The 26,513-nt window shown below is 68.0% G+C and carries 31 protein-coding genes; 22 read left to right on the forward strand and 9 right to left on the reverse strand.

The genetic code is table 11. The features are described from left to right. Positions 1 to 2 precede the first annotated feature (2 nt). Complete coding sequence (locus V3W47_RS01825; RefSeq protein ID WP_331823436.1) at positions 3 to 956, forward strand: UvrD-helicase domain-containing protein; 954 nt, start codon at positions 3 to 5, stop codon at positions 954 to 956. Positions 957 to 1,025: 69 nt separating this feature from the next. Here the strand turns inward: V3W47_RS01825 and V3W47_RS01830 are convergent, their stop codons facing one another. Next, on the reverse strand, positions 1,026 to 1,610 hold the full coding sequence (locus V3W47_RS01830) for a hypothetical protein (RefSeq protein WP_331823437.1): 585 nt from the start codon (positions 1,608 to 1,610) through the stop codon (positions 1,026 to 1,028). Between the two features lie 74 nt (positions 1,611 to 1,684). Here V3W47_RS01830 and V3W47_RS01835 point away from each other — a divergent pair, with 74 nt between their 5' ends. Further along, positions 1,685 to 1,957, forward strand: a complete 273-nt coding sequence (locus V3W47_RS01835; RefSeq protein ID WP_331823438.1) for a helix-turn-helix domain-containing protein — start codon at positions 1,685 to 1,687, stop codon at positions 1,955 to 1,957. Here the strand turns inward: V3W47_RS01835 and V3W47_RS01840 are convergent. The 3 genes from V3W47_RS01840 to V3W47_RS01850 all read right to left on the reverse strand — a co-directional run bounded on the left by V3W47_RS01840 (position 1,950) and on the right by V3W47_RS01850 (position 4,250). Then, positions 1,950 to 3,284 carry a zinc ribbon domain-containing protein gene (locus V3W47_RS01840; RefSeq protein ID WP_331823439.1) on the reverse strand — a complete coding sequence of 445 codons (1,335 nt, stop codon included), beginning with the start codon at positions 3,282 to 3,284 and terminating at the stop codon, positions 1,950 to 1,952. The genes V3W47_RS01835 and V3W47_RS01840 overlap by 8 nt on opposite strands. A gap of 443 nt (positions 3,285 to 3,727) precedes the next feature. After that, positions 3,728 to 3,910 carry a hypothetical protein gene (locus V3W47_RS01845; protein ID WP_331823440.1) on the reverse strand — a complete coding sequence of 61 codons (183 nt, stop codon included), beginning with the start codon at positions 3,908 to 3,910 and terminating at the stop codon, positions 3,728 to 3,730. A 124-nt stretch (positions 3,911 to 4,034) separates the two neighbouring features. Then, on the reverse strand, positions 4,035 to 4,250 hold the full coding sequence (locus tag V3W47_RS01850; protein ID WP_331823441.1) for a hypothetical protein: 216 nt from the start codon (positions 4,248 to 4,250) through the stop codon (positions 4,035 to 4,037). 159 nt (positions 4,251 to 4,409) lie between these two features. On the opposite strand from V3W47_RS01850, the gene V3W47_RS01855 reads away from it, so the two are divergent. Continuing rightward, positions 4,410 to 5,165: a hypothetical protein gene (locus V3W47_RS01855; protein ID WP_331823442.1), complete on the forward strand. Its 756-nt coding sequence runs from the start codon at positions 4,410 to 4,412 to the stop codon at positions 5,163 to 5,165. Here the strand turns inward: V3W47_RS01855 and V3W47_RS01860 are convergent. Then, positions 5,110 to 5,799 (reverse strand): hypothetical protein, encoded by a 690-nt coding sequence (locus tag V3W47_RS01860; protein ID WP_331823443.1) that lies wholly within the window; start codon positions 5,797 to 5,799, stop codon positions 5,110 to 5,112. The two genes, V3W47_RS01855 and V3W47_RS01860, sit on opposite strands and share 56 nt — an antisense overlap. 213 nt (positions 5,800 to 6,012) lie before the next feature. Between V3W47_RS01860 and V3W47_RS01865 the strand changes: the two genes are divergently transcribed. Then, a complete protein-coding gene (locus tag V3W47_RS01865) occupies positions 6,013 to 6,510 on the forward strand; it encodes a hypothetical protein (RefSeq protein WP_331823444.1) in 498 nt (165 codons plus the stop codon). A gap of 87 nt (positions 6,511 to 6,597) precedes the next feature. Beyond that, positions 6,598 to 6,900, forward strand: a complete 303-nt coding sequence (locus V3W47_RS01870; protein ID WP_331823582.1) for an HNH endonuclease — start codon at positions 6,598 to 6,600, stop codon at positions 6,898 to 6,900. 108 nt (positions 6,901 to 7,008) lie between these two features. Here V3W47_RS01870 and V3W47_RS01875 read toward each other — a convergent pair whose 3' ends face one another. Further along, positions 7,009 to 9,780, reverse strand: coding sequence for a phage/plasmid primase, P4 family (locus V3W47_RS01875; protein WP_331823445.1), 2,772 nt, complete (start codon positions 9,778 to 9,780; stop codon positions 7,009 to 7,011). Between the two features lie 962 nt (positions 9,781 to 10,742). Here V3W47_RS01875 and V3W47_RS01880 point away from each other — a divergent pair. Further along, complete coding sequence (locus V3W47_RS01880) at positions 10,743 to 11,426, forward strand: hypothetical protein (RefSeq protein ID WP_331823446.1); 684 nt, start codon at positions 10,743 to 10,745, stop codon at positions 11,424 to 11,426. Between the two features lie 253 nt (positions 11,427 to 11,679). On the opposite strand, the gene V3W47_RS01885 is transcribed toward V3W47_RS01880, so the two are convergent. Then, complete coding sequence (locus V3W47_RS01885; protein WP_331823447.1) at positions 11,680 to 11,811, reverse strand: hypothetical protein; 132 nt, start codon at positions 11,809 to 11,811, stop codon at positions 11,680 to 11,682. Between the two features lie 501 nt (positions 11,812 to 12,312). On the opposite strand from V3W47_RS01885, the gene V3W47_RS01890 reads away from it, so the two are divergent. From V3W47_RS01890 to V3W47_RS01900, 3 genes are read left to right on the forward strand one after another with little or no spacing between them, the layout of a single operon-like run. Further along, the gene (locus V3W47_RS01890) at positions 12,313 to 13,983 is read left to right on the forward strand and encodes an AfsR/SARP family transcriptional regulator (protein WP_442877196.1); all 1,671 of its coding nucleotides are present in this window, start codon (positions 12,313 to 12,315) and stop codon (positions 13,981 to 13,983) included. A gap of 22 nt (positions 13,984 to 14,005) precedes the next feature. Then, positions 14,006 to 14,608, forward strand: a complete 603-nt coding sequence (locus V3W47_RS01895; RefSeq protein WP_331823449.1) for an NUDIX domain-containing protein — start codon at positions 14,006 to 14,008, stop codon at positions 14,606 to 14,608. Next, complete coding sequence (locus tag V3W47_RS01900; protein WP_331823450.1) at positions 14,599 to 15,234, forward strand: IMPACT family protein; 636 nt, start codon at positions 14,599 to 14,601, stop codon at positions 15,232 to 15,234. The genes V3W47_RS01895 and V3W47_RS01900 overlap by 10 nt, the downstream gene beginning before the upstream one ends. 3 nt (positions 15,235 to 15,237) lie before the next feature. Here the strand turns inward: V3W47_RS01900 and V3W47_RS01905 are convergent, their stop codons facing one another. Next, positions 15,238 to 15,615 (reverse strand): hypothetical protein, encoded by a 378-nt coding sequence (locus tag V3W47_RS01905; RefSeq protein ID WP_331823451.1) that lies wholly within the window; start codon positions 15,613 to 15,615, stop codon positions 15,238 to 15,240. 79 nt (positions 15,616 to 15,694) lie between these two features. Between V3W47_RS01905 and ispF the strand changes: the two genes are divergently transcribed. Together ispF and V3W47_RS01915 are read left to right on the forward strand one after the other, a co-directional pair. Further along, positions 15,695 to 16,177 (forward strand): 2-C-methyl-D-erythritol 2,4-cyclodiphosphate synthase, encoded by a 483-nt coding sequence (gene ispF, locus V3W47_RS01910; RefSeq protein ID WP_331823452.1) that lies wholly within the window; start codon positions 15,695 to 15,697, stop codon positions 16,175 to 16,177. Further along, positions 16,174 to 16,647 carry a TrmH family RNA methyltransferase gene (locus tag V3W47_RS01915; RefSeq protein ID WP_331823453.1) on the forward strand — a complete coding sequence of 158 codons (474 nt, stop codon included), beginning with the start codon at positions 16,174 to 16,176 and terminating at the stop codon, positions 16,645 to 16,647. The genes ispF and V3W47_RS01915 overlap by 4 nt, the downstream gene beginning before the upstream one ends. A 19-nt stretch (positions 16,648 to 16,666) precedes the next feature. On the opposite strand, the gene V3W47_RS01920 is transcribed toward V3W47_RS01915, so the two are convergent. After that, entirely contained in the window at positions 16,667 to 16,963 is a 297-nt protein-coding gene (locus V3W47_RS01920; RefSeq protein ID WP_331823454.1) for a hypothetical protein, read from the reverse strand. Positions 16,964 to 17,175: 212 nt separating this feature from the next. Here V3W47_RS01920 and V3W47_RS01925 point away from each other — a divergent pair, with 212 nt between their 5' ends. The 11 genes from V3W47_RS01925 (at position 17,176) to purL (ending at position 26,484) form a co-directional block, all read left to right on the forward strand. Then, positions 17,176 to 17,793, forward strand: a complete 618-nt coding sequence (locus V3W47_RS01925) for a DUF2087 domain-containing protein (RefSeq protein ID WP_331823455.1) — start codon at positions 17,176 to 17,178, stop codon at positions 17,791 to 17,793. A gap of 10 nt (positions 17,794 to 17,803) precedes the next feature. Then, the gene (locus tag V3W47_RS01930) at positions 17,804 to 19,045 is read left to right on the forward strand and encodes an aminopeptidase (protein WP_331823456.1); all 1,242 of its coding nucleotides are present in this window, start codon (positions 17,804 to 17,806) and stop codon (positions 19,043 to 19,045) included. 105 nt (positions 19,046 to 19,150) lie between these two features. Then, complete coding sequence (locus V3W47_RS01935) at positions 19,151 to 19,738, forward strand: peptidylprolyl isomerase (protein WP_331823457.1); 588 nt, start codon at positions 19,151 to 19,153, stop codon at positions 19,736 to 19,738. Positions 19,739 to 19,842: 104 nt separating this feature from the next. Then, positions 19,843 to 20,427 carry a Jag family protein gene (locus V3W47_RS01940; RefSeq protein ID WP_331823458.1) on the forward strand — a complete coding sequence of 195 codons (585 nt, stop codon included), beginning with the start codon at positions 19,843 to 19,845 and terminating at the stop codon, positions 20,425 to 20,427. A gap of 26 nt (positions 20,428 to 20,453) precedes the next feature. Next, complete coding sequence (prmC, locus tag V3W47_RS01945) at positions 20,454 to 21,323, forward strand: peptide chain release factor N(5)-glutamine methyltransferase (protein WP_331823459.1); 870 nt, start codon at positions 20,454 to 20,456, stop codon at positions 21,321 to 21,323. A 274-nt stretch (positions 21,324 to 21,597) separates the two neighbouring features. Beyond that, on the forward strand, positions 21,598 to 22,335 hold the full coding sequence (gene purC / locus V3W47_RS01950; protein WP_331823460.1) for a phosphoribosylaminoimidazolesuccinocarboxamide synthase: 738 nt from the start codon (positions 21,598 to 21,600) through the stop codon (positions 22,333 to 22,335). 57 nt (positions 22,336 to 22,392) lie between these two features. Further along, positions 22,393 to 22,659 (forward strand): phosphoribosylformylglycinamidine synthase subunit PurS, encoded by a 267-nt coding sequence (gene purS / locus V3W47_RS01955; RefSeq protein WP_331823461.1) that lies wholly within the window; start codon positions 22,393 to 22,395, stop codon positions 22,657 to 22,659. After that, complete coding sequence (locus V3W47_RS01960) at positions 22,656 to 23,027, forward strand: cupin domain-containing protein (protein ID WP_331823462.1); 372 nt, start codon at positions 22,656 to 22,658, stop codon at positions 23,025 to 23,027. The genes purS and V3W47_RS01960 overlap by 4 nt, the downstream gene beginning before the upstream one ends. Positions 23,028 to 23,154: 127 nt before the next feature. Further along, entirely contained in the window at positions 23,155 to 23,814 is a 660-nt protein-coding gene (purQ, locus tag V3W47_RS01965; protein ID WP_331823463.1) for a phosphoribosylformylglycinamidine synthase subunit PurQ, read from the forward strand. Between the two features lie 12 nt (positions 23,815 to 23,826). Next, the gene (locus V3W47_RS01970) at positions 23,827 to 24,171 is read left to right on the forward strand and encodes a hypothetical protein (protein ID WP_331823464.1); all 345 of its coding nucleotides are present in this window, start codon (positions 23,827 to 23,829) and stop codon (positions 24,169 to 24,171) included. A gap of 66 nt (positions 24,172 to 24,237) precedes the next feature. Next, positions 24,238 to 26,484, forward strand: coding sequence for a phosphoribosylformylglycinamidine synthase subunit PurL (purL, locus tag V3W47_RS01975; RefSeq protein WP_331823465.1), 2,247 nt, complete (start codon positions 24,238 to 24,240; stop codon positions 26,482 to 26,484). Positions 26,485 to 26,513: the final 29 nt, after the last annotated feature.

Genomic DNA, 26,513 nt, shown 5'->3' on the forward strand with positions numbered 1-26,513 from the left:
GCGTGCACTCTGGGTGGCGCCGTAAGTGTTCGGGTGCTGCCGCCGACGAGGGACAGGACCTGTCGCCGCTGCAATATGACCTCCTGTCCTCCTTCGTTCGTCCGGGGCACGCGGCCGTCTTCGGAGACCTGCGCCAGAGCATCCACGGCTACCGCGGCATTCGGGACTGGCAGGTCGTCATCGACGCCCTGGGCACCGGCCAGGAGCAGGTCGAGCAACTTCACCTCACCTTCCGCTCCTCGCAGGAGATCACCGAACAGGCCAACCGCGTGCTGGAGGCTACCGGTTCCGCCCAGCCTCGGGCGCAGGCGGTGCCCCGTCCGGGTCCCCCGGTCCACTTCGTGCGCTACGGGCGTGAGGCGGACCTGGTGCCCCTGCTCGCCCACGAGGTGCGCCGCCTGCAGCGGGAAGGGGCCAGGAACATCGGCATCATCACCCGTTCGCCCGAGGAGAGCCAGGGCCTCTACGAGCGGGTCAAGGACCGCAAAGCCTTTCCCATCGACAGCCGCACCCGTAACTTCGAGAACTACTCGGGGGGCATCGCCGTGGTGCCGATCGGCGTGGCCAAGGGCCTAGAGTTCGACGCGGCCATCCTGATCAGGGCGGACGCGGCCACCTACTCACCTGGCACACCCTATGACGGCCCCCTGCTGTATACGGCCGTGTCCCGCGCCCTGCACCACCTGACCATCTTCGCGGCGGAGGCGTTCACGCCACTGCTGGGCGAGGTTCCCGCGGCCCAGCCCGGACCCTGCCCGATCAGTGGCCTGGAGATCAGCCCGGCCGGGTTTCACAGGCCGCCGCCGCACCTCACGGGCCGCGCCCGCAAGGCCGGGCAGGAACGTGGCCCCGGCGCGAACCACCAGGAGATGGTCCGCACCTATGATGGCCGTTTCGACTCCACGCCGAGTTACGAGGGGGACGGCTCGAGGGAGAATCCCTGGCACGACCGCTAGGTTCGCTCATCTGCGCCCAGAAGCTGGGTGACGGTCGTGGTCACCCAGGTCAGCCCGCCCTCCTGCGACTCAGCGCTTGTCGCAGCGCCACTCCCCGCTGCGGGTGCAGACCATCGGGATGGTCTGGAACATCGGGTCGTTGGGGTTGGTGATGAACAGGCGCCGGACCTCCTCGGTGGCCCAGTCGGCGTACTCGATCCGGGTCACGCCCCGGGCGATCACCTTGTCGGGACCGGACTGCTGCGCGACCCGGACCTCCTGCACGCGCGCCTCGCCCAGGCACAGCCGGGTGGTGTCGGCCTGCGGGTTGGTGCTGCGCGCGATCAGGTCCTTGTACTTCTGGGTAAAGGCGAAGCGGAAAGGGTTCTGGCTCACCTGGTAGTACCCCGCCTGGGTCCGCGCGACGCTGTCTTTTGCGCTGGCAGTGAACTTGTTGAAGTACTTCTCGCCGTCCAGGCCTTCCAGAATCACGCAGGCGCGGCGGCTGGCGGTTTCCGGATTGGCAAGCGCGGCGGCCAGCAGCGCGCTGGCCTGCGGGGACGGGGCCGCCTCACGGGCTGTGGCTGCCGTGCCGCCGCTCTGGTCTTTCTCCATGCAGCTGCTCAGGGACAGAGAAAGCAGGGCGAGGGCCAGCGTCATGGGAAGTCTTTCCATATCACCGATAGTATATGGAGTTATAAGATATAGAGTGCATGGATTAGGCCATGACATAACGCGACGCTGGGCGGGTGCCCCGACCCCGCAAGCAGCCGGTTGCCAAGGAGGCCAGCCCGTCCAGGCGACGGTTCGCGGTGGCCTTGCGGGCCGAGCGCCACCGGCAAGGGCTGACGCTGGAGGACCTCGCGGAACGCAGTGGCCTGACCTGGAGCTATATCAGCCAGGTGGAGCGCGGCCTGCGCAACATCACCATCGACAACCAGGACGCGCTGGCCCGCGGGCTGGGCGTCGAGCTGCGCGACCTGCTGCCCCCGGACGAGGACGCCGGGCCGGGCGTCAGTTGACCACCCGGTCTCCAGGGACGCGCTGACGAATCAGGGCGGCGCTGTTGTGGTCCGCGTCGGTCCAGGTGCCGCAGGCGGGGCAGTGGAAGTGCGTGTACGGCCAGGGCCGCTCGCCCGCCCCGCCGCAGCGCCAGCAGGTGCGGCTGGTGCCCGCCGGGTCGATCAGGTGGACCCGCGTGCCGCTGGCCGGGGCCAGCATCCGGAGCCAGCGCGTGAAGGTGGGGGCGCCGAGCAGCGCCATCGCCTCCGCGGCCCAGGGCGCGCCGCCCCGGTCACGGATGCCCGCCCAGTTGATCGCCTCGATGTTGACGTCCGTGTGTGTGAGGGCCTGCCGCAGGAGGGCCTCCAGCTCCTCCCGGTGGGCGTCGAGCACGCAGCGGCGCAGCGTGCTGTCCACGTACAGGGCGCGGGCGTCGTCGGCCGGTGCGGGCAGGCCGGCACGGATCTCGGCCCGCCGTTCCACCGAAGTCACCCCGGCAGCGCTTGCCGCCGTGACCACCCGGCGGTACCCCAGGTCGACGCCGAACCCGTCGCCCCGCCGGGCGGGTGGCAGGTACCCCGCCGGGACCCGGACCGTCCAGTCAAGGGCCAGGCCGCCCGCCTGCTGGACCAGGGAGACATGCTGATAGCGGTGGGGGCGGTCCGGGTCGCGGGTGAGCTTCGGCTGTCGGCCCAGCCACGGCCAGGCGGTCTGGTGCAGGCGGTACAGCTCGGAGGCGGCCCCCGTATCCCCGCACAGCACGCGGGACTTCAGGACGTCAGCCAGGGCCGCGGCCCTCGCGACCTGCTCGTCGGCCTCGACCAGCAGGGCCTCGGCGATGTCGTCGGGGAGGCTCCACACGTCGGCCACGACCGGCTCACTCAGACCGGCGATCAGGACGTGGTGGGCATCGACCGGCCGCGCCGCCGCGTCGAGGGCCAGCCGCGAGAGGGGCAGCAGCGGAAGCGCCCGGCCCGCCCGGACCCCGTGGCCGAAAGGCTGAAGCCGCCGCACCTCGATGTCAAGCAGTCGCTGGAGCACCTCCCCCGGAATGGCCCGTTGCCAGGGGGGCGGCAGGTCGGCGTGCGTGACCTGGGACAGCTGGTGCAGCGCGTCGAGGCGGATATCGATCAGGCGGTGGTCGTCGACCCGGGGCAGGAGGTGGCCGTCGCTGACCTGCCAGAAGGCCTCACGGACGTGCAGGTGCAGTCCCCGGCCGACCGCCCGCAGCCAGCCGCGCACGGTGAGGTGGAGCCCCTGCGTGGCCGACCACATGGCCCCGAGGGCCTGGGCCTGAGTGGAGGTGGGGTGCAGAGGAGTGGAGGCGCTGATCAGCGTGTTGGGCATGCCTGCCGCTCCCCCGACGAGGGGTGACGCCACTCCCCTGAAAACGAAGGCCAGCCGCAGCAGGCTCCCCATGGAAGAACCGGAAGGGCGACCCTCGTGTCTTGAGGGGGGTCAGCAGCTAATACCGGCCAGGACTGCTGAGCCATCTGAAAGCTGAGGGGCGTGTGCAAGGCCGGCCTTCAGGCGTTGCCTTCACTGAAAGCGTGTGGACCCCGGTATCCCCACTCACCTCGAGGCTCAAGACCCGTACCAGCCCGGTCAGCTCACGTCCGCCGCCCCGCTCCCGGACGGCCAGGCGCACGGCGAGCGCCCGGTTGCAGTTGGCTGGCACCCCGGCTGGCAGCATCACGACCGCCAGCATTCCACCCTCTTTGCCCAGGAAAGCGCTGAGGGGTTGTCGCCCCGGCGGGCAGCGCGGGGCGGCAGACGGGCCAGGCGCGGGCTTACCGCTGCTGGACCTTTCCAGGACGGTCAGGCAGCGGAATCCCGGCTTGCAGGTGCTCTGGAGTGGTGAGGCCATAGAGCCATTCACTGCGCGCCAGGGTATCCAGGCGGCGGCGCTCCAACTCCGGGTCGCGCAACTCGGGCCGCAGAATCAGGAGCGCGTCGTGTTCGGTGATCTTCATGATGGCTCCTGACCTCTTCTGGCGTGGCCAGATGTGGGCCGACGCTGCAGCCTCTCCGCCCACAGGGAAGCCTCCCGCTCCCCGGGGAGCAGGGCGCTCAGGACGCTGGTGCTGACACGGCCCGTCATTCCTCGTGCCCCCGTTCACGCCGGTAGTACGTGGCGCTGTCCACATCCAGGGGCGGCAACACGCCGATAAAGGCGGCAAAGGGTTGCCGGGCTTCCCGGTCGGGCAGGTCCAGGGCGATCACGACGGTCTGACCTGGGCGGAGCTGGCAAGCCAGGTCCTGGGGCAGTATGAGCCGGCCCTGCTCGTCGACGGTGGCGGTGATGCGGGTCATGTGCCGTGACCTCCTGTCGCAGGCAGTGTAGGACGCGGGGGCCTGCGGGTCAGGTGCACCGCCCTCAGTCCAGTCTCCTGGTCCCCGAAGAGGGGTGACGCCGCTCCCCTCCCCCGATCCGTCTGGAAAGACACACCCTCGCGCACCTACGGTGGAGCCATGAGCACACCACTCAGGCCGAAGGAAAAAGACGTGCTGCACGCTGTCGCGAAAGCTGGAGCCCTGACCTCCAGGCGCGTCGTGGAGGCGTACGGCCCCCGCCCCAACTGGTACGGCCTGCTGACCGGCGGTCTGCTGACCGAGTCGGGCACGCTCTACGGCAAGGTGCTGCACCTGACGGACAGGGGGCACAAGCTGCTCACGCAGCCGGACCTCCCGAAGCTCACATCCCCCAGCACCGCGGTGGACCGTGCCTATCAGAACGACGCCTTGCAGCAACTCCTCGCCGAGGGCTACACCGTTGACAAGTACGAGTATCAGGGGGCCGGGGGCCAGCAACGGGCGGCGCTGCTGGCCCAGGGGCGTCCTCCCTACACCAGTGCCATCACCTCTATCACCCTGCAGGTGCCGCGCAGGGTAGCCAACCAGATCTACGTCGATACCCGTTACCAGGTCGCGCCTTACATCCACCGCCATGACAGCCAAGCTCAATCGGAGCAGCGCGGGCATCCCCGGCTGTACGCCAGTATCCGGGGCGGCGGCATCACGCTGCCCGCCCTGCGCAAGCTCTACAAGCGGCATTACCTGGATACGTCCATCTGGCACCACCCGCTCCTCCTGGCGGTGCCCGACCCGCGGCCCCTGCAGATGTACCTGCGGGCGCTGGAGGTCAGGCGTAAGGAATCCGGGGAACAGTGGGCTATCGGCTACCCACTCGTGCGCCTGATCCACTTGCCCTTGGTCTGTGCAGGGTGACCGTGTACTTGTCCTTGCGCTGGCTGTAGCGCCGGGCAGCATAGGGCTTACCAGGTGACCAGAAGTCGATGTAGATGCCATGGATACTCTGTAAGCCAGGCAATTCGTTACGCATCTCGCGGGCAAACAACGGGACTGTCGCTGCTCTTGCGCGGACGCTGGTCCCCCAGATCAACCCGCTATACCCCGCGTTGCTCGCGGCACGTAGCTTGGCCGCAATCACCTCCCTGGGGTAGCCAGCGTCAAACTCCACCGCTACTACCCTGCCGTCGGGCACGTGAATCTCCGCATCGGGGAGGTGACGGCGCTCGCGGCCAGTCAGGGTATTGAGTTGAAGCAGCGGTCCATAGGCCTCCCCTATGTGTCCTCGCGTTTCTGCCACACCTGCCCAATGCATCAGTGTCGAGGAGGGCAGGGACTGATAAGACGGGTCGGCCACAACAAACCGCAGCTCGGTCTGCGACCCAGGCTGTGTCACCCGTGTCCGGCAGGTACGGTCAACGGTCACCAGTCCCATTTGTTGGGCGGTCGTCAGGAGATCAAGCCGCTCCAGTTGAACGGTCGTCAACGTCCGGTCAATGGCGAGCATCTCCCGCAACTCTTTCTTTCTCTTGGCCGGGTGGCGGACGGACATGACCGACTCTGGCACGGCGGCAAATGGCCGTGTGCTGAACTGCGCATCGAATGGCGTGCAGGACATGGAAGTCCGCCACCCGGCCAGGTTGATCTATAGGTTAGTGTTTAGTATTTTTGCACAGTTTCCCTGTCCAGAACAGCGATTTTTGTCTTTCCTTATAAGGTGGCAAGCCAGGTAACAAGTGAATGGCAAGACCTGTAACGTGCGCCCATGTTGGCATCCGAACTGGCAGAGGAATTGGGCGTCGATCCGAGTGTCATCACCAAGAGGCTGACGGCGTACCGGGCAGAGACGGGGCAGGAAAAGACCCGGCTGCTGGACGCGCAGACGGCGGAGCACATGCGGGAGGTGCACCGGCTGCTGCAGACCCAGACGGCCACCACGACGCGTGAGGCGGTGCAGCGTGCCCTGGGCCGGTGGGTGGGGCCACTCTCGACGGGAGAGGCCCACCAGCTGTCCCGCCGCATCGAGCAGGTCGACACCCGGTTGCAGCAGATCGGGCAGATGGTCGGGGAGATCCACGACATCGTGACGACCCGCCAGCGGCAACGTGGATTGCAGGCAGAGCAGCGGCCGCCCCTTCAGGTACACGGACAGAAGCTGGACGTGGAGGAAGTGCTGGAGGAAGCGGCCCTGGATGGTGACGAGACGCCGGATGGGGATTCACTGGCGGCTTTCCGGCAACACACGCTCGGCACCACCTCGTGACCCTGGCGGCGGCAGGCCATGGCGCGCCGCGCATCTCGGCAGCACACCAAGCGGTACTGCCGCGTGTGGGACCCGGCACTGCGGAAGATGGTCCTGCTGCACCGTCAGCTTGCGGCTGAGATCCTAGGCCGCCCCCTGCGCCCCGAGGAGGTCGTGCACCACCGGGACGGCAACGGCCTGAACAACGCTCCTGAAAACCTGGAAGTCCTGCCCGACCAGCGGCATCACGTCCACGTTGAATACCACCAAAAGCGCTGGCGGGGAGGGCAACTCCCGTTGTCGCCGGACTGGTTGCCTGCGGTTGCACTCTCGCAAAGTGGGTCCGTGGGGGAAGGTGAGGGTGCAGCTTATCCCTCCAACCCGCGGCAACCGAGGCACTTCCACCGCTGACCGTTTTGACCACTTTGACCCTGTTTTCTGAAAAGTCTACTTACGATCCTCTATAGGAGAAGAAGGAAAGAGACTTTTGGGAAAACGGCACCGAAATGGTCAAAATGGTCAGTTCCTGTTCACGCCTGATGCGCCGGGCTGGTCAGCCACCGAGGGGAAGGCGGAGGGCTTGGTCAGCTTCCATCCCTTCACCTTGCCGTTGCTGTGAGAGTCCAGCCCCACTGAGCGGCAGGCGCGGTTGAACTTCTGTGCCCCCAGCGGGCGGGTACCCACGCTCTCGCACCAGCTTTCGTACTCCCTCCGGAACGCGGTCACGCCCACGCCCTGCACCAGCTCGGCGGGGTCGAGGGTCGCCCAGAAGTCGCGCAACGGATCTACGTCGCCCCAGAAGGCCCGCGTCGCAGCCCGGCACACGACGGCCCGGTGAACGTCGCCCGCCCGGTGTACGCGCCCCAGGCCCTCGACAGCCCACGACGCGAAGCCCAGCACCAGGGCGCTGCTGGGGTCCTGCCTGAGTTCCTCCAGGCGCCGCCCGCCCAGCAGCGGCCCGCCTCCCCGCAGCGGGTGGGAGAAGGGCAGCGCCAGCACGCGGTCTTTCAGGGCATCGTCGTAAGCCTCGACCCTGGGCGCATCGTTCGCCACCATCAGCAGCACGTGCGAGGCCCGACCGGTGAAGCTTTCGGCATACAGCCGCCGCACGGCCAGGCGGTCGCCCCCGCTGAGGGTCTTCAGGCTCTCGGCATCGAGGCGGGCGTTTCCAGCCTCAGCGCACAGCGCCACGCGCTTCCCCCAGATCACGGCGCCCAGGCGCTCGCGGTCGGCATCTGTGGCGAGGTGCTTAGGGCTGATCGTGGCGGCCATGTCACCCAGGACCGTCGCCAGCAGCTCGGCGAAGGTGCTCTTTCCCGTTCCCCCCTCGCCGTAGAGCCAGGGCAGCAGCCGCAGCGAGGCGGCCCCGCTTAGGGCGTACCCGGCCACGTCCTGAAGGGTGAGCGCGAGGTCAGCGTCCCCACCCGTGATCCGGTCGAGCACCTCCAGCCACTCGCCCCGATCCGCGCCCGGCTGGTATGCCACAGCCGCGAGCGTAAGCATGTGATCCTCGCGCCGCGCCTCGCGGAACTCGCCCTGGGCCCATACGCCGTTCTCGAACCCCACCAGCCAGGGGCGTGGCTCAAAGTTGCGGATGCTCTGGATGGAAAGGGTCTGCGCCGCGCTCAGGATTGCCCGCTGGCGCGAGTCAGATTCCGTGGCTTTGGCCGCGCGGGCGTGCGCGTAGTACGCCTTTTCCATCGCCTCTGCCCGGCGCCTCATCACCTTGACCTCGCGCGAGTCCGGGCCGTGCTCCTGGGCCAGCCGCTTGGCGGCCACGTCCAGACGGCTGTAGAGGCTCAGCAGCCGCTCGACCTCCCGCCCCATCGCCACGCCCAGCCCCTGCACCCGCCGCCGCGCCTCCACCTGGCCCGCCCCATCCTTGCCGCCGCTAAGCCACTGCTTCCCGTTCCAGGCCACGTACCCGCCGAACTCAGCAACGTACTCCAGGTCATCCCCAGCCAGCTCGCGCAGCCGGTGGGCGTGCGCGTTGTCCGTATCGGCGGCCACCACCGGCCAAGTGATGCCCAGCAGCTCGCGCACCTGGGCGCTGCTGTAGGTGCCCCCCTCGCCTTCCGGGTCGGGAAGCTCTTCAGCGGAGGGTAGATCACTGGCGGACTGCTCGACCCTGGCCGCCGCTTGCCGGAGGTTGCCGCTGGGCTTCTTCCCGCCCTTCTTCACGCCCACGAACTGCGCCACTCTCGACGGGTCCACCGGCTTTCCCTTCCCTGCTTCCAGGCCGCTGCTGACCGTCCGCTCGACCTCGTGCCCTTCCAGACCCACGCGCTGCCCCACAGCGGACAGCTCAGCGCGGGCGCGGTCCTCGTCCAGAAAGCCCCCGCCCACCATCTGACCGGCGCGGAAGGCGGCCCAGTTCAGCGCCTTATTCCTGCTGCCCTCCCCGGTGCCCAGCACATCGGCGCAGACGTTCAGCAGAGTGATTTCTCCGTACTTGCGCTGCACCTCTGCCCTTGTCCCCGCTGTGCCGCTTCTGATTTCCCCGCACAGCCGGTCGGCCTCCGCCCGGCGCTCGGCGGCATCCTGCTGCTGGTGCTCACGCTCAGCCTGGGCCGCGGCCAGGGCGTCGCTGAGTCCGGGGAAGTTGCCCAGCAGGTCGGCGCGGCTGTACTGGGCGTCCGGGCGCGTCTCCAGAATCCGCGTCAGGAAGCCCGGCTCTTTCTTGCCGTGCCAGTACCCCGGCAGGCGCATCACGCGCGGCAGATCGTGGACGGATGTGTCCCCCCCGTACAGGCCCGCGAGGTGCTTCTGGGCCGTGCCGAACTCGTCGAGGGGCAGGTCAGCCACCGCCCAGTAGGCGTGATACCGACCGGGGCTGCTCTCGACCACGGCAGTCGGGGGCAGGTGGAAGCCGCCACTCGGCAGTGGCGCGCCGTCAAGGTCCACAAACACGGCGGCCACCCGCGCCACCTCATGCGCCTGGCGGCGCGTGGCTTCCGGCTTCAGGACGTTCACCGTCCAGAACACGCCCACGCGGGCGAGGCCCTGCCGTGTGTACTGGCCCGCCCCGATCTCTTCCAGGGTGAAGCTGCTCCCCGTGGCTGTGGGGCCGGACGTGCGGCCCTTGCCGCCCGCTTTCGCCAGCGCGTACATCTGCGTCTTGCGGGGCTTGCCGCTCCTGTCCTTCCAGGAGTCGAGCCAGTACAGCTCATCCGGCCCGTCCTTGAAGGTCTGGAGGAACGTGGACTCGTCCGGCAGCCGAAACAGGCTGATCAAGCGGGCAGCCTCATGGGGGTTAATCTGCTCTGCCAGGTCGTGGGCGTACTTATGCACAGGCCGTGTCATGATCGTCCCAGCCGTGAGCCATCTCCTGGCTCTGCAGGGTCCCACGCGGAGCAGCTTCCGGCAGAGCCAGATGGTTTGACACCCGAAAAAATTAGCCTCGCAAAGAGGATTGAGATAAACTGGGATGGCAGCAGCCGCTGCCGCTGGAAGCCCCGCCTCTCGCCCAGGCGGGGCATACTAATTGGTGCTCACTAACTGCATTTGTGCTCCCAGGGTTGGTTTGCGCCAGCGGAGCTGGTGCTCTATGTCCGCCTATCTGCCTGTCGTCCCGGAATGTCGCCCGATGAGCAGTGCATCGATTGCGGCGGCGGGAAACCAGAGGCGCCGAGGACCGTTACGTATGACCGGGATCTCCCCACTCTTGGCCAGGGCATAGAGCGCGTCTCTCCCGTACGCCACAACGCCATATGCCTCTCGTTGATACGCAATCGCATCCTGCACGCTCAACACTCTCGGCGAGGACTGCGGCTGGGGGCAGTCAGTGGAACTTGCGTGCATCTCTCCTCCAAAAACAGGGCTACGACGGCCAATAACGACAGGCACTGACACAGACGTACAAAAACGGCCCCTGACGTTTTCGATCTGTTCGGAGCGTACCCAACCGGAGAGAACCGTGTTTCCACGGAAGTGTTACGCTTCTGTTACACATGCTGGCTCACCCAACCCGCGAAGCGACCCTAATTTTCACCTGGCCGGTGTATTCCTGCCTCGATTGGAGTACCGGAGCTGTGACGCTAAGTGACCCCCAGGATGGGGGCTCCTGGTTTTGTCCTACAGCGCAGGGCCAGCCGACCCTGCGGCCCACGAAGCCGGGGACTTGGACGGTCAAGGAAGCCAACTTGCCACACCGGGCGTGGCAAGCGTTTGCACTTGAAGCGCCCTCGCGGGCCACAGTGCACAAGCTTGCTCAACGCTACGGACTTTTGCGGAGGGTAAGAACGGACGAACTGGTGGACGCTGAGTTCAACGAAGAATGGCCCGGTGAGATTCTGCATTTAACCCGGGGGCGTGCTCTGATTTTTGAAGAAACATTCGAGACTTGGAAGACGGAGCTCAATCTTTTGTGGACAGTGCGGCAGTTGTATGCGGCCCTCTCCATGCCGGGAGAGGCTGTACCTATCAGGCTTAAAAATGCCAGATTGTTTCTACCGCCGAAGGAAATTCTTCCTGTCTCCCCTTTAACACCCTATATACGCCAGGCATCCCATATACCCGAATGTCCCATCGATGATTACTATGATCTGTTGGATTCTGCTAGGGACTCTCTAAGCTCTGAGGATCTTGTGACAGTAGTCAACAGTGTTATAAATGATAGAATTCGCGGGGCTGCCATAACTTCGAGACTGTCGGATCGCACCGGCCAGCCGGAGATTGTCTTCTCGCCAGATGATCTTGTCACAGCAATCTGGGTTCAATTTGCCCAGTCCATTACTCCGCAGAAAAACATCAAGCGGTGTGCAGCCTGTGGAAAGATCATGCTTTCGTACAAGGCAAATGCCAAGACCTGTGGTGGCAGGTGCCGTACCCGTGCGTCTCGAAACCGCAACCTGGAAGACAAGGTGTCACTACGCGGTCACAACCATACTCGGGCACAAGCGGACAGCCCCGGTCGCAAGCGGAAGACAACCCCGTAAAAACGCTTTAATCCCCAGGTCTACGAATGATGCCGAAGCTTCCCGAATAACTTCTGGGCAACTCTTAATCAGCGGGTTGTAGGTTCGATTCCTACACGACCCACCAGAAGAAAGCCCGCCTCGCGCGGGTTTTTTGTTGTCCGCCGCAGAGTTCGAACGTGATACAGACCGGGCGGCGGATTCTTCACTCCGGGGCACAAAAAAGAGGCGAAGCCGCCTGACAGACGGCCCCCCTTTGCTCTAGTATCCATATTCAGATGACGCCGAAATCCACGCTGGGGCCACGCAGGACGGGAAGGGTGAGGTCGCGCGGTTTCTGCGCCGTGGGCCGCTCGGCCTTCACGGGCTGCGGCTGGGGGGCCGGGGTCACTTTGCGAACGAGCATGTCAGGCCGCCTCGGCGAGCGTGAGGAGGAGGGTCATGACGCCGTAATCCCGCGCTCCGGCTCGCATCACCCCGTAGTCACGTGCGCCCGCTTTCATGACACCATAGTCACGTGCGCCAGCTCGCATCACCCCGTAATCCCGCGCTCCGGCTCGCATGACTCCATAATCACGTGCCCCACGCAAGTTGTAGGCAGGCCGTGACAGTTGCGTAAGAGCTGTGGTGTTAGCTTCAATGATCATGCGCCTAGCATAAAAGGGCAGGCATGAGGAGACGGATGAACTCGCTGGACGCAATCAAATCAGCGTTTGAGGCGGGCAATTACCGATCCGTCATCACAAGTGCCATCTATGCCGAAAAGTTCACATCCGAACTCTGGCGTATGCTTGGATTGTCTCATCTTAGACTACGCGAGTTCGAGCTAGCTGAGACGCCCTTAACCAGAGCCAGTATTTTAGGTGATTCAGAGGCAATGGTTGAGCTAGGGAATTTGTTGCGGCTTATGGGTCGGTTCGATGAGGCCATCGAGCAATTTCAACAGATCGAGCCGCTCCTCTCGGACGAATTATCTCTTCGTAACCAACGCTGGTGGGGCACGACCGAGTTTCAGATGGGACAGGTGGAATTTGGTCTCATGCGGTGTGAGAAGGCTTGGCATGGATACATCGCTCTCGGTGACGAGGAATTGACGGGACGCATCACCCAGACGCTCGGACAGATGTACACCGTCATCGGGAATGACCGTCGGGCGCTCCAGCTTTACAAGGAGGCGCTCAAGGTCTTGCAGGTTGACCCTGTTCCGTATCCAAGAATCACCGCTCTCCATAGTGCGGCCACCCTTTATCTGGAGTTCCGGGACCTCGACGGCGCGGAGATATATATTAAAGAGGCCCGTGCCATCCTCGCACGGCCTGAGTACGTTGCCGACCAGTGGCTCACCCTGATTCTCACCGTAGAGGCTGATCTCTACCGCCTGCGTGGGGATCAGCACAGACTCCACTCGACCCTCTTGCATCTTCTGGAACTCGTTCAACGCAGCGGAGATCACGAGGTTCGCATCTGGACTGCCTCCCGCCTCGCGGAGTTCTACAGCGAGCAGGGGCAGCACGCCAAAGCGATGGACGCGCTGCACAAGGGGGCGGGGCCGGGGCAGGACCTCCCTCCTCCCCTGCTCGTCACGCGGGCCGTGGTGATGCGGCGGCGGGGGCAGGTGGAGCTGGCGCTCTCGGACTTCGAGGCGGCGCTTCCCAGCGTGCGGGCGATGCAGGACGCCCACCTCCTGACGCGGACGCTGCTGCATCAGGCAGACGCCCTGCGGCGGGCGGGCCGGGCCGAGGAGGCGGTGGACAGCCTGCGCGAGGCACTGGAGCGGCTGCTCCAGGACCGCGATCAGGGACGGTACAAGCCCGACATTGAGGAACTGTCCGAGCTGACCCACAGCGCCCTGCTGGAGCCGGAGGTCGCGCCATTCATGGAGGCGGTGCTGGAGAAGCTCTCGGCGGTGGCGGGCGGCACCCTGCTGGACGACGAGCGGCTGAGCCACGTACAGGTCCAGACGCTCGGGCGCGTGCGGGTGACGCGCGACGGCCAGCCGGTGCCCTTCGAGTTGCACGGAAGCGCCCTGCTGCTGGTGTACCTGAAGCTGTATCCGGGCCGCACCCGGCAGGAGATTCAGCTCGACCTCTACCCCGACAAGGAGCCGACGGCGGGGTCGAACTACATCCGCAGCGCGATCCGCGAGTTGCGCGAGGGGCTGGGGCGCGAGAGCGTGGTGCATTCGGGGCCGCACAACCAGCCGCGCTACTCGCTGGGATCGGGGCTGAGCCTCACGCTGGACGTGGAGGACCTGCGCCGCGCCGTGGGCGAGGACGACGCCGCGCGCATCCTCGCACTGTACCGGGGGCCGTTCATGCCGCCTGTCACCGACAGCGAGTGGGCCGATCAGCTCCGCGACGAGTTGCAGACGGCGGTGACGCTCGCCCTGCGCGGGCAGATGCGCGCGGCACAGGGGCGGGGCGACCTGCGCCGGGCGCTCCTCCTCGCCAACCAGTACCTGCGGGTGGACCCCTACGACCCCGAGGTGCTGGAGGAACGGGTGGAAATCGCCCGCCGGGTGGCCTCGCCGCAGGAGGTGGCCCGGTACGTGGTGGAGTTGCAGCGGATGGGCGGGTAGGGGACTGGGGTAGCCTGCGGGTATGGCGGAGGAGCAGGGGGACGGGCACCAGAACTGGGCGGGGCTGGTGGCGGACGAGGCGCAGCCGTGGGAAACGCTGGCATCGCGGGCGCTGGTGAGCGGCTTTCGCACGGTGCTGGAGGACCGGGTGCGGACGGCCTCGGGCGTGGAGGTGGTCTACCAGTACCGCCCACGCGGGCCGCGCGCCGTGTTCGTGCTGCCCGTGACGGCGGCGGGCGAGGCGGTCCTGATCCGGCAGTACCGCTACCCCCTGCGGGCGACCGTGTGGGAGGTCGTGGCGGGCGGGGTGGAGCGGGGTGAGGACCTGATGGACGCCGCCTCGCGCGAACTCGCCGAGGAGGTGGGGGGCCGCGCTGCCGAGTGGATCGCCCTGCCCGGCTTCTACCCACAGCCGAGCATCAGCGGGGTCGTCTTCTTCCCGCTGCTCGCCCTCGGCGTGACGCTGGGGGACACGGCCCACGAGGAGAGCGAGGTCATCGAGCGGGTGGTCCTCCCCCTCCCCGAGGTCTACCGGATGCTGGAGGCGGGCGAGATAGGTGACGGGCCGAGCAGCCTCACCCTCTGGCACGCGCGGCGGCACCTGCAGGAGCGCGGATGGCTGTGACCCTGCCCGACCTCCCCGCCACGCCTCCGCTCTTCACGACACTGGCGACGGCGCACCGTCTCGACGCCGTAATCGAGGGCAGCGAGTTTCTGGCCTTCGCACAGCGGGCGGACACGCCGGAGGAGGCGCTGGCACAGTTGGCGTCTCTCCGCGCCCGTTACCCCGACGCCACGCACCACTGCTGGGCCTACCGGGTCGGCCCCCTCACCCGCTTCTCGGACGACGGCGAGCCGGGCGGCACGGCGGGGGCACCCATCCTGCGGGCGACCGAGGGGCAGGCGGTGGATCACGTCATGGTCGTCGTCGTGCGGTACTTCGGCGGGGTGAAGCTGGGCACGGGTGGGCTGGCCCGCGCCTACGGGGGCACGGCGGCGGAGTGCCTGCGGACGGCCCCCCACGAGACGGTGCGGCCCCGCGTCACCCTCGTCGTGGGCGTGCCCTTTGAAGGGCTGGGTGCCCTCTACCATCTGCTCGGCACGCTGGATGTGGAGCGGGGGGAGGAGACGTACACGGCTTCGGGAGTGATACTGCCCGTCCATCTCTTCCCGGAGGACGCGCCCGCCTTCGTTCAAGCTCTGACGAACGCCACGCGCGGGGCGGCGACGGTGGAGGGAACCGGGGAATAGCCTTCAGCGTCGCCAGACGAGAAACATGGCGGCGAGCCATAGCGGCCAGAGGAGCCCCACAACGGCCAGGCCGGGGCGGCGAAGCTCCGGCAGCTTCAAGAGCGGCGTACCGAGCCACACGGGCAGCCACAGGTTGATGTACAGCAACAGCCGCAAGGGCCAGGCTTCCGACCCGCGTCTTGACTGTGGGTGTGCCTCCAGCAGGGCGTCTCGCCAGAGTTCCGGCGGCGTCAGGGCGTGCAGCCCAAGCAGAATGAGGACATTCACCGGCAGGAGGGCCAGCCCGGCCCAGCCCAGACGCTCCCGTCCAGCGGCACCGAGGGCCAGACGGGACGCCTGCCAGAACATCCACAGGGAGGCCCCCGCCAGCAGCAACGTCATCCCCCACTCCAGAGGCACCACGCGTCATCTTTGAACGAGAACTCTCTCGTCATCCTTTCACGGCCTCTACACTCCCCGCATGACACTGCCCTACCGCATCGGGTTCGGGGAGGACGCGCACCGCCTCGCCGCCGGACGCCCGCTCATCCTGGGGGGGGTGCCCGTGCCGCACGCCGAGCGCGGGGCCGTGGCCCACAGCGACGGGGACGCCGTGCTCCACGCCGTCGCCGACGCGCTGCTGTCGGGCCTGAGCCTGGGGGACATCGGGGCGCACTACCCGGACACCGCCGCCGAGAACGCGGGACTGGACTCCCGCCTCATCCTCACGCGCTGCCTGGACCTCGTGCGCGAGCGGGGCTACGTGCCCACCAATGTCGCCCTGGTCGTCACGCTCGACCGCCCCAAGCTGGGGCCGCTGCGGGCCGAGATCGCCCGGAGTGTGGCCGACCTGCTGGGCCTCGCCGCGCCCGAGGTCGGCGTGAGCTTCAAGACCTCGGAGGGGCTGGCTCCCGACCATGTTCAAGTACGGGTGACGGTGCTCCTCGCGCGCGGGGAGGGGTGACAGAGGGGACCGCCCCGCCCCTCCTGCGCGTCGTCCTGTTCGAGCCGGAGAAGGCGGGCAACGTCGGCAACGTGGCGCGCACCTGCGCCGTGCTGGGGGCCGACCTGCACCTCATCCGGCCCTTCGGGTTCCACCTCCACGACCGGGAGTTCCGGCGGGCGGTGATGGACTACATGCAGGGCGTGACGTTGCACGAACATGCGAACTGGACGGAGTTTCAGGCGTCGCTGCCGATGGGCGCACGAGTGTGGGCCTTCAGCACCCACGCCACCGCCCTCCACACGCGGGCGGGCTTCCGGCGCGGCGACTTTCTTCTCCTCGGCCCGGAGTCGCGCGGGCTGCCGGGATGGTTGCGGGACGCGCTCCCAGCCGTGAAGCTGCCCCAGCCGGGCGGGGGCCGCAGCCTCAATCTCGCGGTGGCGGCGGGGGTGGCGGCGTTCGAGGCGGCGCGGCAGATCGAGGGGTGGTGAGGAAGTCAGGCGTCAGGCGTCAGGAACGAGGGGGAGCATCACGTCTCCGGGCCATGCGGATGAGCCAGAGAATCACACCCACGAGGCCCACGACGGCTCCCAGGGGAATGGTGACGAGCATCAGCCACCCCGCGACGAAGAGGGTGGAGAGCAGCCCGCCCACGTCCATCCCGGCGACCACGCAGGGGTAACTCCCCGCCTCGTCCAGACGGCAGCCGTTCGCCCCCGCCACCCACGAGGCGAGGAGGACGCCGAGCAGCGGCCCGAACGTGAACAAGGCCCACACGAGGACGAAGGGCCAGACGGGGCGGCGCATGGCGAAAGCGTACCCGGACGCCGGGGAGGATAGGCCGTTTCGCTCATTTCGAGAATTGTCGAACCGTGTAGTTTTGATTCGAGGAGGATCGAAGTGAGGCGAGCTAAGGAGACACAGACGAGGCTGGATAATTTGCAGGCCGCATCAAGGATGCACACCGCCGCGCACTTCCTCACGTACAGGGTGGGGCCGTGGCGAAGGGGGACCGTCCGATGAGCACTGATCTCAACGCCCGCGCCGCCGTCTTCCGCGCCCTATCGCATCCGGCGCGGCTGGCGCTGCTGCGGCTGACGTGGAGCGAACCCCTCTCCGGCGAAACGCTCGCGCGGCTGATGAACCTCGCGCCCGCGACGGTGAGCCATCACCTCGCGGCGCTGTCAGAAGCGGGGCTGACGACCGTGCGCTCGGAAGGGCACCACCGCCTCCACGGGGCGAATCAGGCGGCGCTGGACGTGACGCTGGCGGCCCTCGTGCGCGGGGAGGGAGCCACCCCCACCGCCGAGGACCCCTACCGGGCGCGGGTGCTGCGGGCCTTCGTGCGGGACGGACGGCTGACACGCATTCCCGCCCAGCGCAAGAAACGGGACGTGATCCTGCGCGAACTCGCCGCCCTCTTCGAGCCGGGCCGCACCTACACCGAGCGCGAGGTGAGCGACGCGCTGGCCGAGTATCACCCCGACTTCTTCACCCTGCGGCGCGAACTCGTGGGGCTGGGGCTGCTGACGCGCGAGAACGGCGTGTACTGGCGGGTGGAGGGCGGGGGCCGAACGCCGCAGAGGTCGGACGACCACACCCTGAAGTTGGACCACGCCCCGGAGGAGACGCCGTAGAGTGACGCCCATGACCTCCAACCCAGACTTCGAGGCCAAGCTCGCGCGCTACGCCGACCTTCTCGTGCGCACGGGGGTAAACCTCCCCCAGGGCGGGAAGGTGCGCGTCAATGCCCCCGTGGAAGCCGCGTCCCTCGCCCGGCTGGTGGCCCGCGCCGCGTACCGGGCCGGGGCGGCGGATGTGCGCGTCGTGTATGGCGACGCTTCTCTCGATCTCTCGCTGTATGAGGACGGCAGCGACGAGGCGGTGGACTTCCTGCCCGAGTGGGTGGCCGAGCAGAGTGAACGCCTCGTCGCTGACGGGTACGCCTTCATCAGCCTGACCGGGGAGGACCCTACCCTCCTCGCGGGTGTGGATCAGGGGCGGGTGGCCCGGCGCTCGAAGGCGATGGCCGCCGCCATGCGGAACGTCAGCCGCGCCACGGGCGGCATGGAGGTCAACTGGACCGTCGCCGCCATGAGCACCCCCGCCTGGGCACGGGCCGTCTACCCGGATCTGCCCGAAGCGGAGGCCGTCGCCCGGCTCTGGGACGACATCTTCGCCGTGTGCCGCGCGGACCTGCCCGACCCGGGGGCCGCGTGGGAGGGGCATCTGGACCGTCTGGAGCGCCTGACCGCCCTCCTCAACGAACGGCGGTTCGCGGCCCTCCACCTGCGGAGCGAGCTGGGCACCGACCTCACCGTGGGTCTCGCCGACGGGCACATCTGGCAGGGGGGCGCGGAGACGGCGAAGACCGGCGTCCGGGGCGTGCCGAACCTTCCCACCGACGAGGTGTTCACCGCCCCGCACCGTGAGCGGGTGGACGGGGTGGCGGTCGCTTCCAAGCCCCTGAGCGTGCGCGGCCAGCTTGTCGAGGGCATCCGCGTGCGTTTCGAGGTGGGCCGCGCCGTGGAGATCAGCGCCGAGAAGGGGGAAGATACCCTGCGCCGACTCATAGAGACGGACGAGGGGGCTGCCCGACTGGGAGAAATTGCCCTCGTGCCCGCCTCCGCCCCCGTCGCGCAACGGGGCACCCTCTTCCTGAACACCCTCCTCGACGAGAACGCCGCCTCCCACATCGCCCTGGGCCGCTGCTACCCCACGAACGTGCAGAACGGCGAGAACCCCGAGGCCCTGATCGCGGCGGGCGGCAACGACTCCCTCATCCATGTGGACTGGATGATCGGCACGCCCGGCACCGATGTGGACGGGGTGCGGGAGGACGGGATGCGGGAGGCGCTGATGCGGGGCGGGGAGTGGGTAGTGGGGTAAGCCGTCAGCGATCAGCGGTCAGCCCTCAGCGCAGGAAGCCGAAGCTTAAGCCTCCGTGGCTGACGGCTGACGGCTGAGAGCTGACCGCTCGTTACAATGCCCCCCATGACCCCCTCTGACGCCTACCAGCCCGCCGGCTTTACTCAAACGCCCGAACTCTCCGCCGAGCGCAAGACACGCTTCACGCGCGCACCCGAACTCGGCGACGGCATCGACCCCGGCAAGAGCTACCGCGCGGTGCTGGAGACGAGCAAGGGCCGCCTCGTGGTGGAGCTGTTCGCGGACGACGCGCCCGTGACGGTGAACTCCTTCGCGTACCTGATCCGCCACCACTACTACGACGGGATCAAGTTCCACCGGGTCATCGACGGCTTCATGGCGCAGGGCGGCGACCCGACGGGCACGGGGTCGGGCGGCCCCGGCTACGAGTTCGAGGACGAGTTCGGCAGCGACCACCGCCACAGCGGCAAGGGCATCCTGAGCATGGCGAACCGGGGTCCGGGCACGAACGGCTCCCAGTTCTTCATCACCTTCGGGCCGACGCCGCACCTCGACGGGCGGCACACCGTCTTCGGGCGGGTGGTGGAGGGGCTGGACGTGCTCGACCGCCTCAAGCGCATCCAGCCGGGCATGGGCGGCACGCCGGACGTGATCGAGCGGGCGTATCTCGTGGAGAGCAGCGCCGGGAGCTGAGGGCGGAGAACCCGCGCCGTCATCTCATCCCTGAGCAGAACTTCCCCGTCCCTTAACGCTGAGCCGTGGGAACAGCGTGAGAGGGGCGGGGTAGACTGCTGAGTATGGATAACCGCACGAACCTCGACGACTACCTCGCGGGGCTGGGCATCAGCGACGCGGATGAGAGCGCCCCGCCGCCCCCCGCGCCGGACGCCTCTCAACCCGCCGTGCCCGCCCTCGAGGCCGCGCACGAGGACCCCCGCGCGGTGCTGGAACGCTTCTTACGGGGCCTGACGAGCCGCATCGACCCCGACCTGGGCGTGACCGTCCGCGAGGCCGAGGACGCGCTGGAGGCCGAGATCACCGGGGAGAACGCCGCCCGGCTGGCGGGACGGGACGGGCGCACGCTGGGGGCCATCGAGGTCATCGCCTACACGGTCCTTGCCAAGCAGGCGGGCCGCAACGACCTGCGCGTGCGGGTGGACGTGGGCGGCTTTCGCAAGCGGCAGGCCGACACTCTCGCCAAACTCGCCGAGCGGCTGGCCGTGCAGGTCGCCAAGAGCGGCGAACCCCACGAACTCCAGCCCATGCCCCCCGCCGAGCGCCGGGTCATCCACATCGCCCTCAAGGAGCATCCCGACGTGACGAGCGAGTCCATCGGGGAGGGGGCGTCAAGGCGGCTGGTGATCAAGCCCCGGCATGGGTAGGGGTCAGGGGTAGGGAGCGAGACATAATGCCGACCTCTCCGGCCCACGTTCCGTCCCTCAGCCTCCGCGTCTGGGTCCAGCATGCCGCCCAACGTCTGCGGGAGGCGGGCGTGCCTTCCCCCGAAGCCGATGCGCGGGCGCTCGTGCTGCATGTGTTGAGGCTGGACGGGACGGCCCTGCTGACGCGTGGGGCGGAGGTGGTCACGCCCGAAGACGGTGAGCGGCTGGCGAGCCTCCTCGAACGGCGCGCGGCCCGCGTGCCCCTCCAACACCTGCTCGGTGAGGTGGAGTGGGGCGGCGTGCGGCTGAGGACCGACGCCCGCGCGCTGATTCCGAGGCCGGAGACGGAGTGGCTGCTCCACCTCACGTTGGAGGCCCTGCGCCCCGTGCCGACGCCGCGTGTGCTGGACGTGGGCACGGGCACGGGTGCCCTCGCGCTGGGGGTGAAGGCCGCCCGCCCGGACGCGACCGTGACGGCCACCGACCTCAGCGCCGAGGCGTTGGCCCTCGCCCACGAGAACGCTGTCCTGAACGGCCTGGATGTGGCGTTCGTGGAGGGCAGTCTCCTCGCGGACCTCTCCGGTCCCTTCGACGTGATCGTGAGCAACCCGCCCTACCTGCCCGACGCCGACCGTGCGGGTGCCGACCCGGAGGTGGGGCACGACCCGGCCCTCGCCCTGTACGCGGGGGCGGACGGGCTGGAGGTCGCGCGACCGCTGGCAGCACAGGCCCGCGCGGCGCTCGCCCCCGCTGGCGTCCTGCTCCTCGAACTCGACCCGCGCAACGCCGTCCCCTTCGCCGCCGAACTGCGCGCGGTGGGCTGGCGGGCCGAGGTGCTGGCTGATCTGGTGGGGCGGGAGCGATTCGTGCGCGGGTTATTGGAATCGCCCCCCTGAACAGCCCCCCGATACGTCCATGTCAGCGGTGTTAAGGTGATTCATGGCAGCCCCGCGCCCCCGCTTGGGCCGGGTTGCACAGGCCCCGCCCCACACCCCCGTCCACCCGCGTCCCGTGAGACGCCCCGCGTGCCCGAGCAGCGGTAAGCCCGCCCGAGAGGCGGCGATGGAGACCAAGCATGACCAGCCCCGCGACCCCCGAGCGTCGCCCCGCAGCCGTTGGGGTGACGCCCGTCCTCCTTGTTCCCCAAGCACGTCGCCCCGGAGTCCCCGCATGAGCCGTGAGCCGCTGTACGAGGGCAAGGCCAAGCGCGTCTACGCCACCGCCGACCCGCACGAGTACGTCGTGGAGTACAAGGACGACGCCACCGCCTTCAACGGGGTCAAGCGGGCACAGATTCCCGGCAAGGGGGCCGTCAACAACGCGATCACCGCGCACCTCTTCCCCCAGTTGGAGGCGGCGGGCATCCCGACCCACTTCATCGAGAGGGTGTCCGACACCGAGCAGCGCGTCCGGGCCGTGACCATCGTACCCGTCGAGGTCATCGTGCGGAACGTGGCGGCGGGCAGCTTCTCCAAACGGCTCGGCGTGGAGGAGGGCACGCCCCTCGCCCGCCCGGTCGTTGAATATTGCTACAAGTCGGACGCGCTCGGCGATCCCCTCATCAACACGGACACAGCCATTGCCCTCGGCTGGGCGAGCGAGGAGGACCTGACGCGCATCCGCGAGCTGGCCCTGAGGGTGCGCGAATTCCTGACGCCCTACTTCTTCCGCCGGGGCATCCGCCTGATCGACTTCAAGCTGGAGTTCGGCAAGGCACCGGGCGGCCAAGTCGTCCTCGCCGACGAGATCAGCCCCGACACCTGCCGCTTCTGGGACGCCGAGACGGGCGAGAAGCTCGACAAGGACCGCTTCCGCCGCGACCTCGGCGGGGTGGAGGAGGCGTATGCGGAGATGCTGAGGCGGGTGACGCAAGAGGTCGAGGAGTCAAGGGGTCCAGAGGTCGAGTAACCGGCCTCTCTCGACCTTCCGACCTCTCGACCTCTCGACCCCTCCGAAGGAGTTCCCATGCCCACCTACCACGCCAGAGTCTTCGTCACCCTCAAGCCCTCCATCCTCGATCCGCAGGGGCGTACCGTCGAGCGGGCGCTGTCGCATCTGGACCACGCGAACGTGGCGGGCGTGCGGGTCGGCAAGTACATCGAGCTGACGCTCTCAGGCGAGCGGGAGGCGGTGGAAGCCCAACTCGCCGACATCACGGGGAACGTGCTGAGTAATCCCATCATGGAGGACGCGCGCTGGGAATTGAGCGAGGTCGAGTCGGTGGGCGCGTGAGCACGCCGCAGAAGGTCAATCTGACGGAGAAGTTCGGCCTCTTCGCCGAACACTGGACACCGAAGGTCGTCGGCGAAGTCAATGGGCAGCAAGTCAAGCTCGTCAAGCTCGTCGGCGAGTTCGTGTGGCACGCGCACGAGGACGAGGACGAGCTGTTTCTGGTCGCGCGTGGCGTTCTGCGGATGCGCTTCCGGGATGGTGACGTGCGGCTGGAGGAGGGCGAATTGATCGTCGTCCCGCGCGGCGTGGAGCATCTGCCGGTCGCCGAGACCGAGGAGACGTGGATCATGCTGGTGGAACCCGCGAGCACCGTGAACACGGGCAACGCGGGCGGCGAGCGCACCGTGACCGAGCTGGAGCGCCTGTGACACACGCGACCTCCACTTCCGCGTCCTGCGGAACAGCGCCGCAGGCCACTCCAGTTGCGGTCGCGTGCGCCTTTTCCCACTCGCTCCGCTCGGGTTTCGCCGCCGATGCGGCCTCAACCGGAGGCTTATGAACGTCGCCGTCATCCAGTTCCCCGGCTCCAACTGCGACGCCGACGCCCTGCACGCCGCCCGGCTCACGCTGGACCCCGACGCGCGCTTCGTGTGGCACACCGAGGACGGGTTGCCCACCGGAACCGACCTCGTGCTGTTGCCGGGTGGCTTCTCCTACGGCGACCACCTGAGAAGCGGGGCCATCGCCGCGCGCAGCCCGATCATGACCGCCATTAAGGAACATGCCGAACGCGGCGGCTACGTGCTGGGCGTGTGCAACGGCTTTCAGGTCCTCACCGAGGCGGGATTGCTCCCCGGTGCGCTGAGCCGCAACCGTGAGGTGCATTTCCTGTGCAAGCCCGTCCACCTGCGCGTGGAGAACACGGGGACGGCCTTCACGGGCGCATACCAGAAGGATCAGATCATCGAGGTTCCCATCGCGCACGGCGAGGGCAACTACTACGCCGACGCGGGGACGGTCGCCCGGCTGGAGGACGAGGGCCGGGTAGTCTTCCGCTACGTGGACAACCCCAACGGCTCCCTGAACGACATCGCCGGAATCGTGAACGAGCGCGGCAACGTGCTGGGCATGATGCCCCACCCCGAGCGGGCGGTGGAGGCCCTGCTGGGCAGCGAGGACGGACGGGGCGTGTTCGAGTCGCTGGCCGTTCGGTAGGGAGGAAGGGGCGTGACGTGGGACGGGCTGCTCCTGGGAGCGTCGGCGGCGCTGGGCCTGCTGCTCGTGCTGATGCCCGCCTACTCGGCGGTGCGTTCCCCGGCGGCCCTTCCGTGGGGGCGGGCGGCCCTGGTCCTGGGAGCGTCGCTGCTCGCCGTGCCCGTGCTAACGCTCGTCTTCAGCCTTGTGTTCACCCTCGTGGGCAACCTCGTGCCGGGACTGAATCCGTTCAGGGGTCCTGCCTTCGAACCCGTGGACGCCGGGCTGTTCTCGCTCTTCGTCGGCCTCGCCGTCGCGCTGACGGTGATCTGCCTCGTGCAGTTCCGGTGGCTGCGGGCACGAGTCGGACGCCGATAGCATCCGCCGAATCCCTTCTCCCTCATACCCACCACGGACGACATCTCGCCCCCTCAAGGAGTTGACGTGACCCAGACCCAATCCCTCCGCGACCGCGCCCCCACCTTCGGCCTCACCGCCGAGGAATACGACCTTCTCGTTTCCGGCATCGGGCGCGAGCCGAATGCGCTGGAGGCGGCCATCGTCGGCGCGATGTGGTCGGAGCACTGCGGATACAAGAACTCGCGGCCCCTCTTTTCCGCCTTCCCCACCACGGGGCCGCAGGTCCTCCAGGGTCCCGGCGAGAACGCGGGCGTGGTGGACATCGGGGAGGGGTGGGGCGTGGCCTTCAAGATGGAGAGTCATAACCACCCGTCCGCCGTGGAACCCGTCCAGGGAGCGGCAACCGGCGTGGGCGGCATCCTGCGCGACATCTTCGCTATGGGCGCGCGGCCCTTCGCGGTGCTGGACTCCCTGCGCTTCGGCAACCCCGACTCGCCTCGCACGCGCTTTCTGGTGAACGGCGTCGTCGAGGGCATCTCCCACTACGGCAACGCGATAGGTGTGCCCACGGTGGGCGGTGAAGTGACATTCCACCCGTCCTATCAGGAGAACCCGCTCGTCAACGTCATGGCCCTGGGCCTGCTGCGCCACGAGGATTTGGCGAAGGGGACGATGGGCGCGGTGGGCAACCAGATCGTGTACGTCGGCTCCAGGACCGGGCGCGACGGGCTGGGCGGCGCGGTGTTCGCCTCCGCCGCCCTCAGCGACGCCTCGCAGGCCGACCGCCCCGCCGTGCAGGTGGGCGACCCCTTCATGGAGAAGCTGCTGCTGGAGGCGACCCTGGAGGCGATTCAGGCCGGAGTGGTCGCGGGCGTGCAGGACATGGGCGCGGCGGGCCTCGTCTCCTCGACCTGCGAGATGGCCTACCGGGCGGGGCTGGGGATCACCATGAACCTCGACCTCGTGCCCACGCGCGAGACGGGGATGGTGCCGATGGAGCTGTGCCTCAGCGAGTCGCAGGAGCGCATGATCCTGGTGCCCGTGCCGGGGCGCGAGCAGGAGTTGCTGGACCTCCTGGCGAAGTGGGAACTCGACGTGGTGACGATTGGCGAGGTCGAGGCGCACGACCGCTACCGCCTGACGTGGCGCGGCGAGACCGTGTGTGATCTGCCCGTCGCTCTGCTCAATGAAGCGCCCAAGTACACGCGGGAGGGCGTGGAGTCCGAGGAGATCAGGACCAGGCGCGAGCGCGACCTGAGCGGCGTGCCCGTGCCCGGTGATCTGGGTGCTGTGCTGGTGGACTTGCTCAGCCACCCCACAATTGCCAGCAAGCGCCCCATCTTCGAGCGGTACGACCATCAGGTGATGACGAATACAGTGGTCGCCCCCGGTGCCGCCGACGCCGCCGTGCTGCGGGTGAAGGGGTCGGGGTTGGGGGTGGCCGCCACCTCCGACTGCAACCCGCGCTTCGTGTATCTCGATCCCTACGTGGGAGCCGCCGCCGCCGTCGCCGAGGCCGCGCGCAATCTCGCCTGCGTGGGGGCGACGCCGCTGGCGATCACGGACAACCTCAACTTCGGGAATCCACACAGGGCGGACGTGTACTTCCAGCTTCAGCGGGCCGTGCAGGGCATCGCGGACGCCTGCCGGGCACTCAACACACCTGTGACCGGGGGCAACGTCAGCCTCTACAACCAGTATGCCGAGGAGGGCCGCACCGTCGCCATCCACCCCACACCGACGATTGGCATGGTGGGCGTGCTGCCCGACGTGACGAGGCGGGCCACCCTCGCGCTGAAGGAGGGGCCGTACAGCCTCTACCTGCTGGGCCACCACGCGGAGACCATCGGTGCCTCGCAGTACCTGGAGACGATGCACGGGCTGGAGGCGGGGGAGGTGCCGCCCCTCGATCTGGACCTCGAAGCGCGCGTGATCGCCGGAACGCTCGCCCTGATCCGCGCGGGCCTGACAGACACGGCACACGACTGCTCGGAGGGCGGGCTGGCTGTCGCCCTCGCCGAGATGGCGATTGCGGGCGGTCGCGGCCTTAAGGCGACGCTCGCCGCCCCCGATGGGATTCGCCCCGACGCCCTCCTCTTCGGCGAGGCACACAGCCGCGTGGTGGTGGCCGTTCAGGTTGGACGGGAGGAAGAAGCGCAGGCGCTGCTGGACGAATTGGCCGTGCCCTGGACCCTGCTGGGCGAGAGCCTGCCTACCCAGGGGGGGGAGAGCGTCACCATCTCCGTTCCGGGCGCGAACGTACACTTGAGCGTGAATCTTGGGACGCTGACCACCGCCTACACGACGCCGCTTCGGGGGATTCTGGGGTGAGTGTGGGCGGTTGGGCTGGTGGGACGCCC

The organism is Deinococcus sp. YIM 134068, from assembly GCF_036543075.1.
Classification (GTDB): Bacteria; Deinococcota; Deinococci; order Deinococcales; family Deinococcaceae; genus Deinococcus; species Deinococcus lichenicola.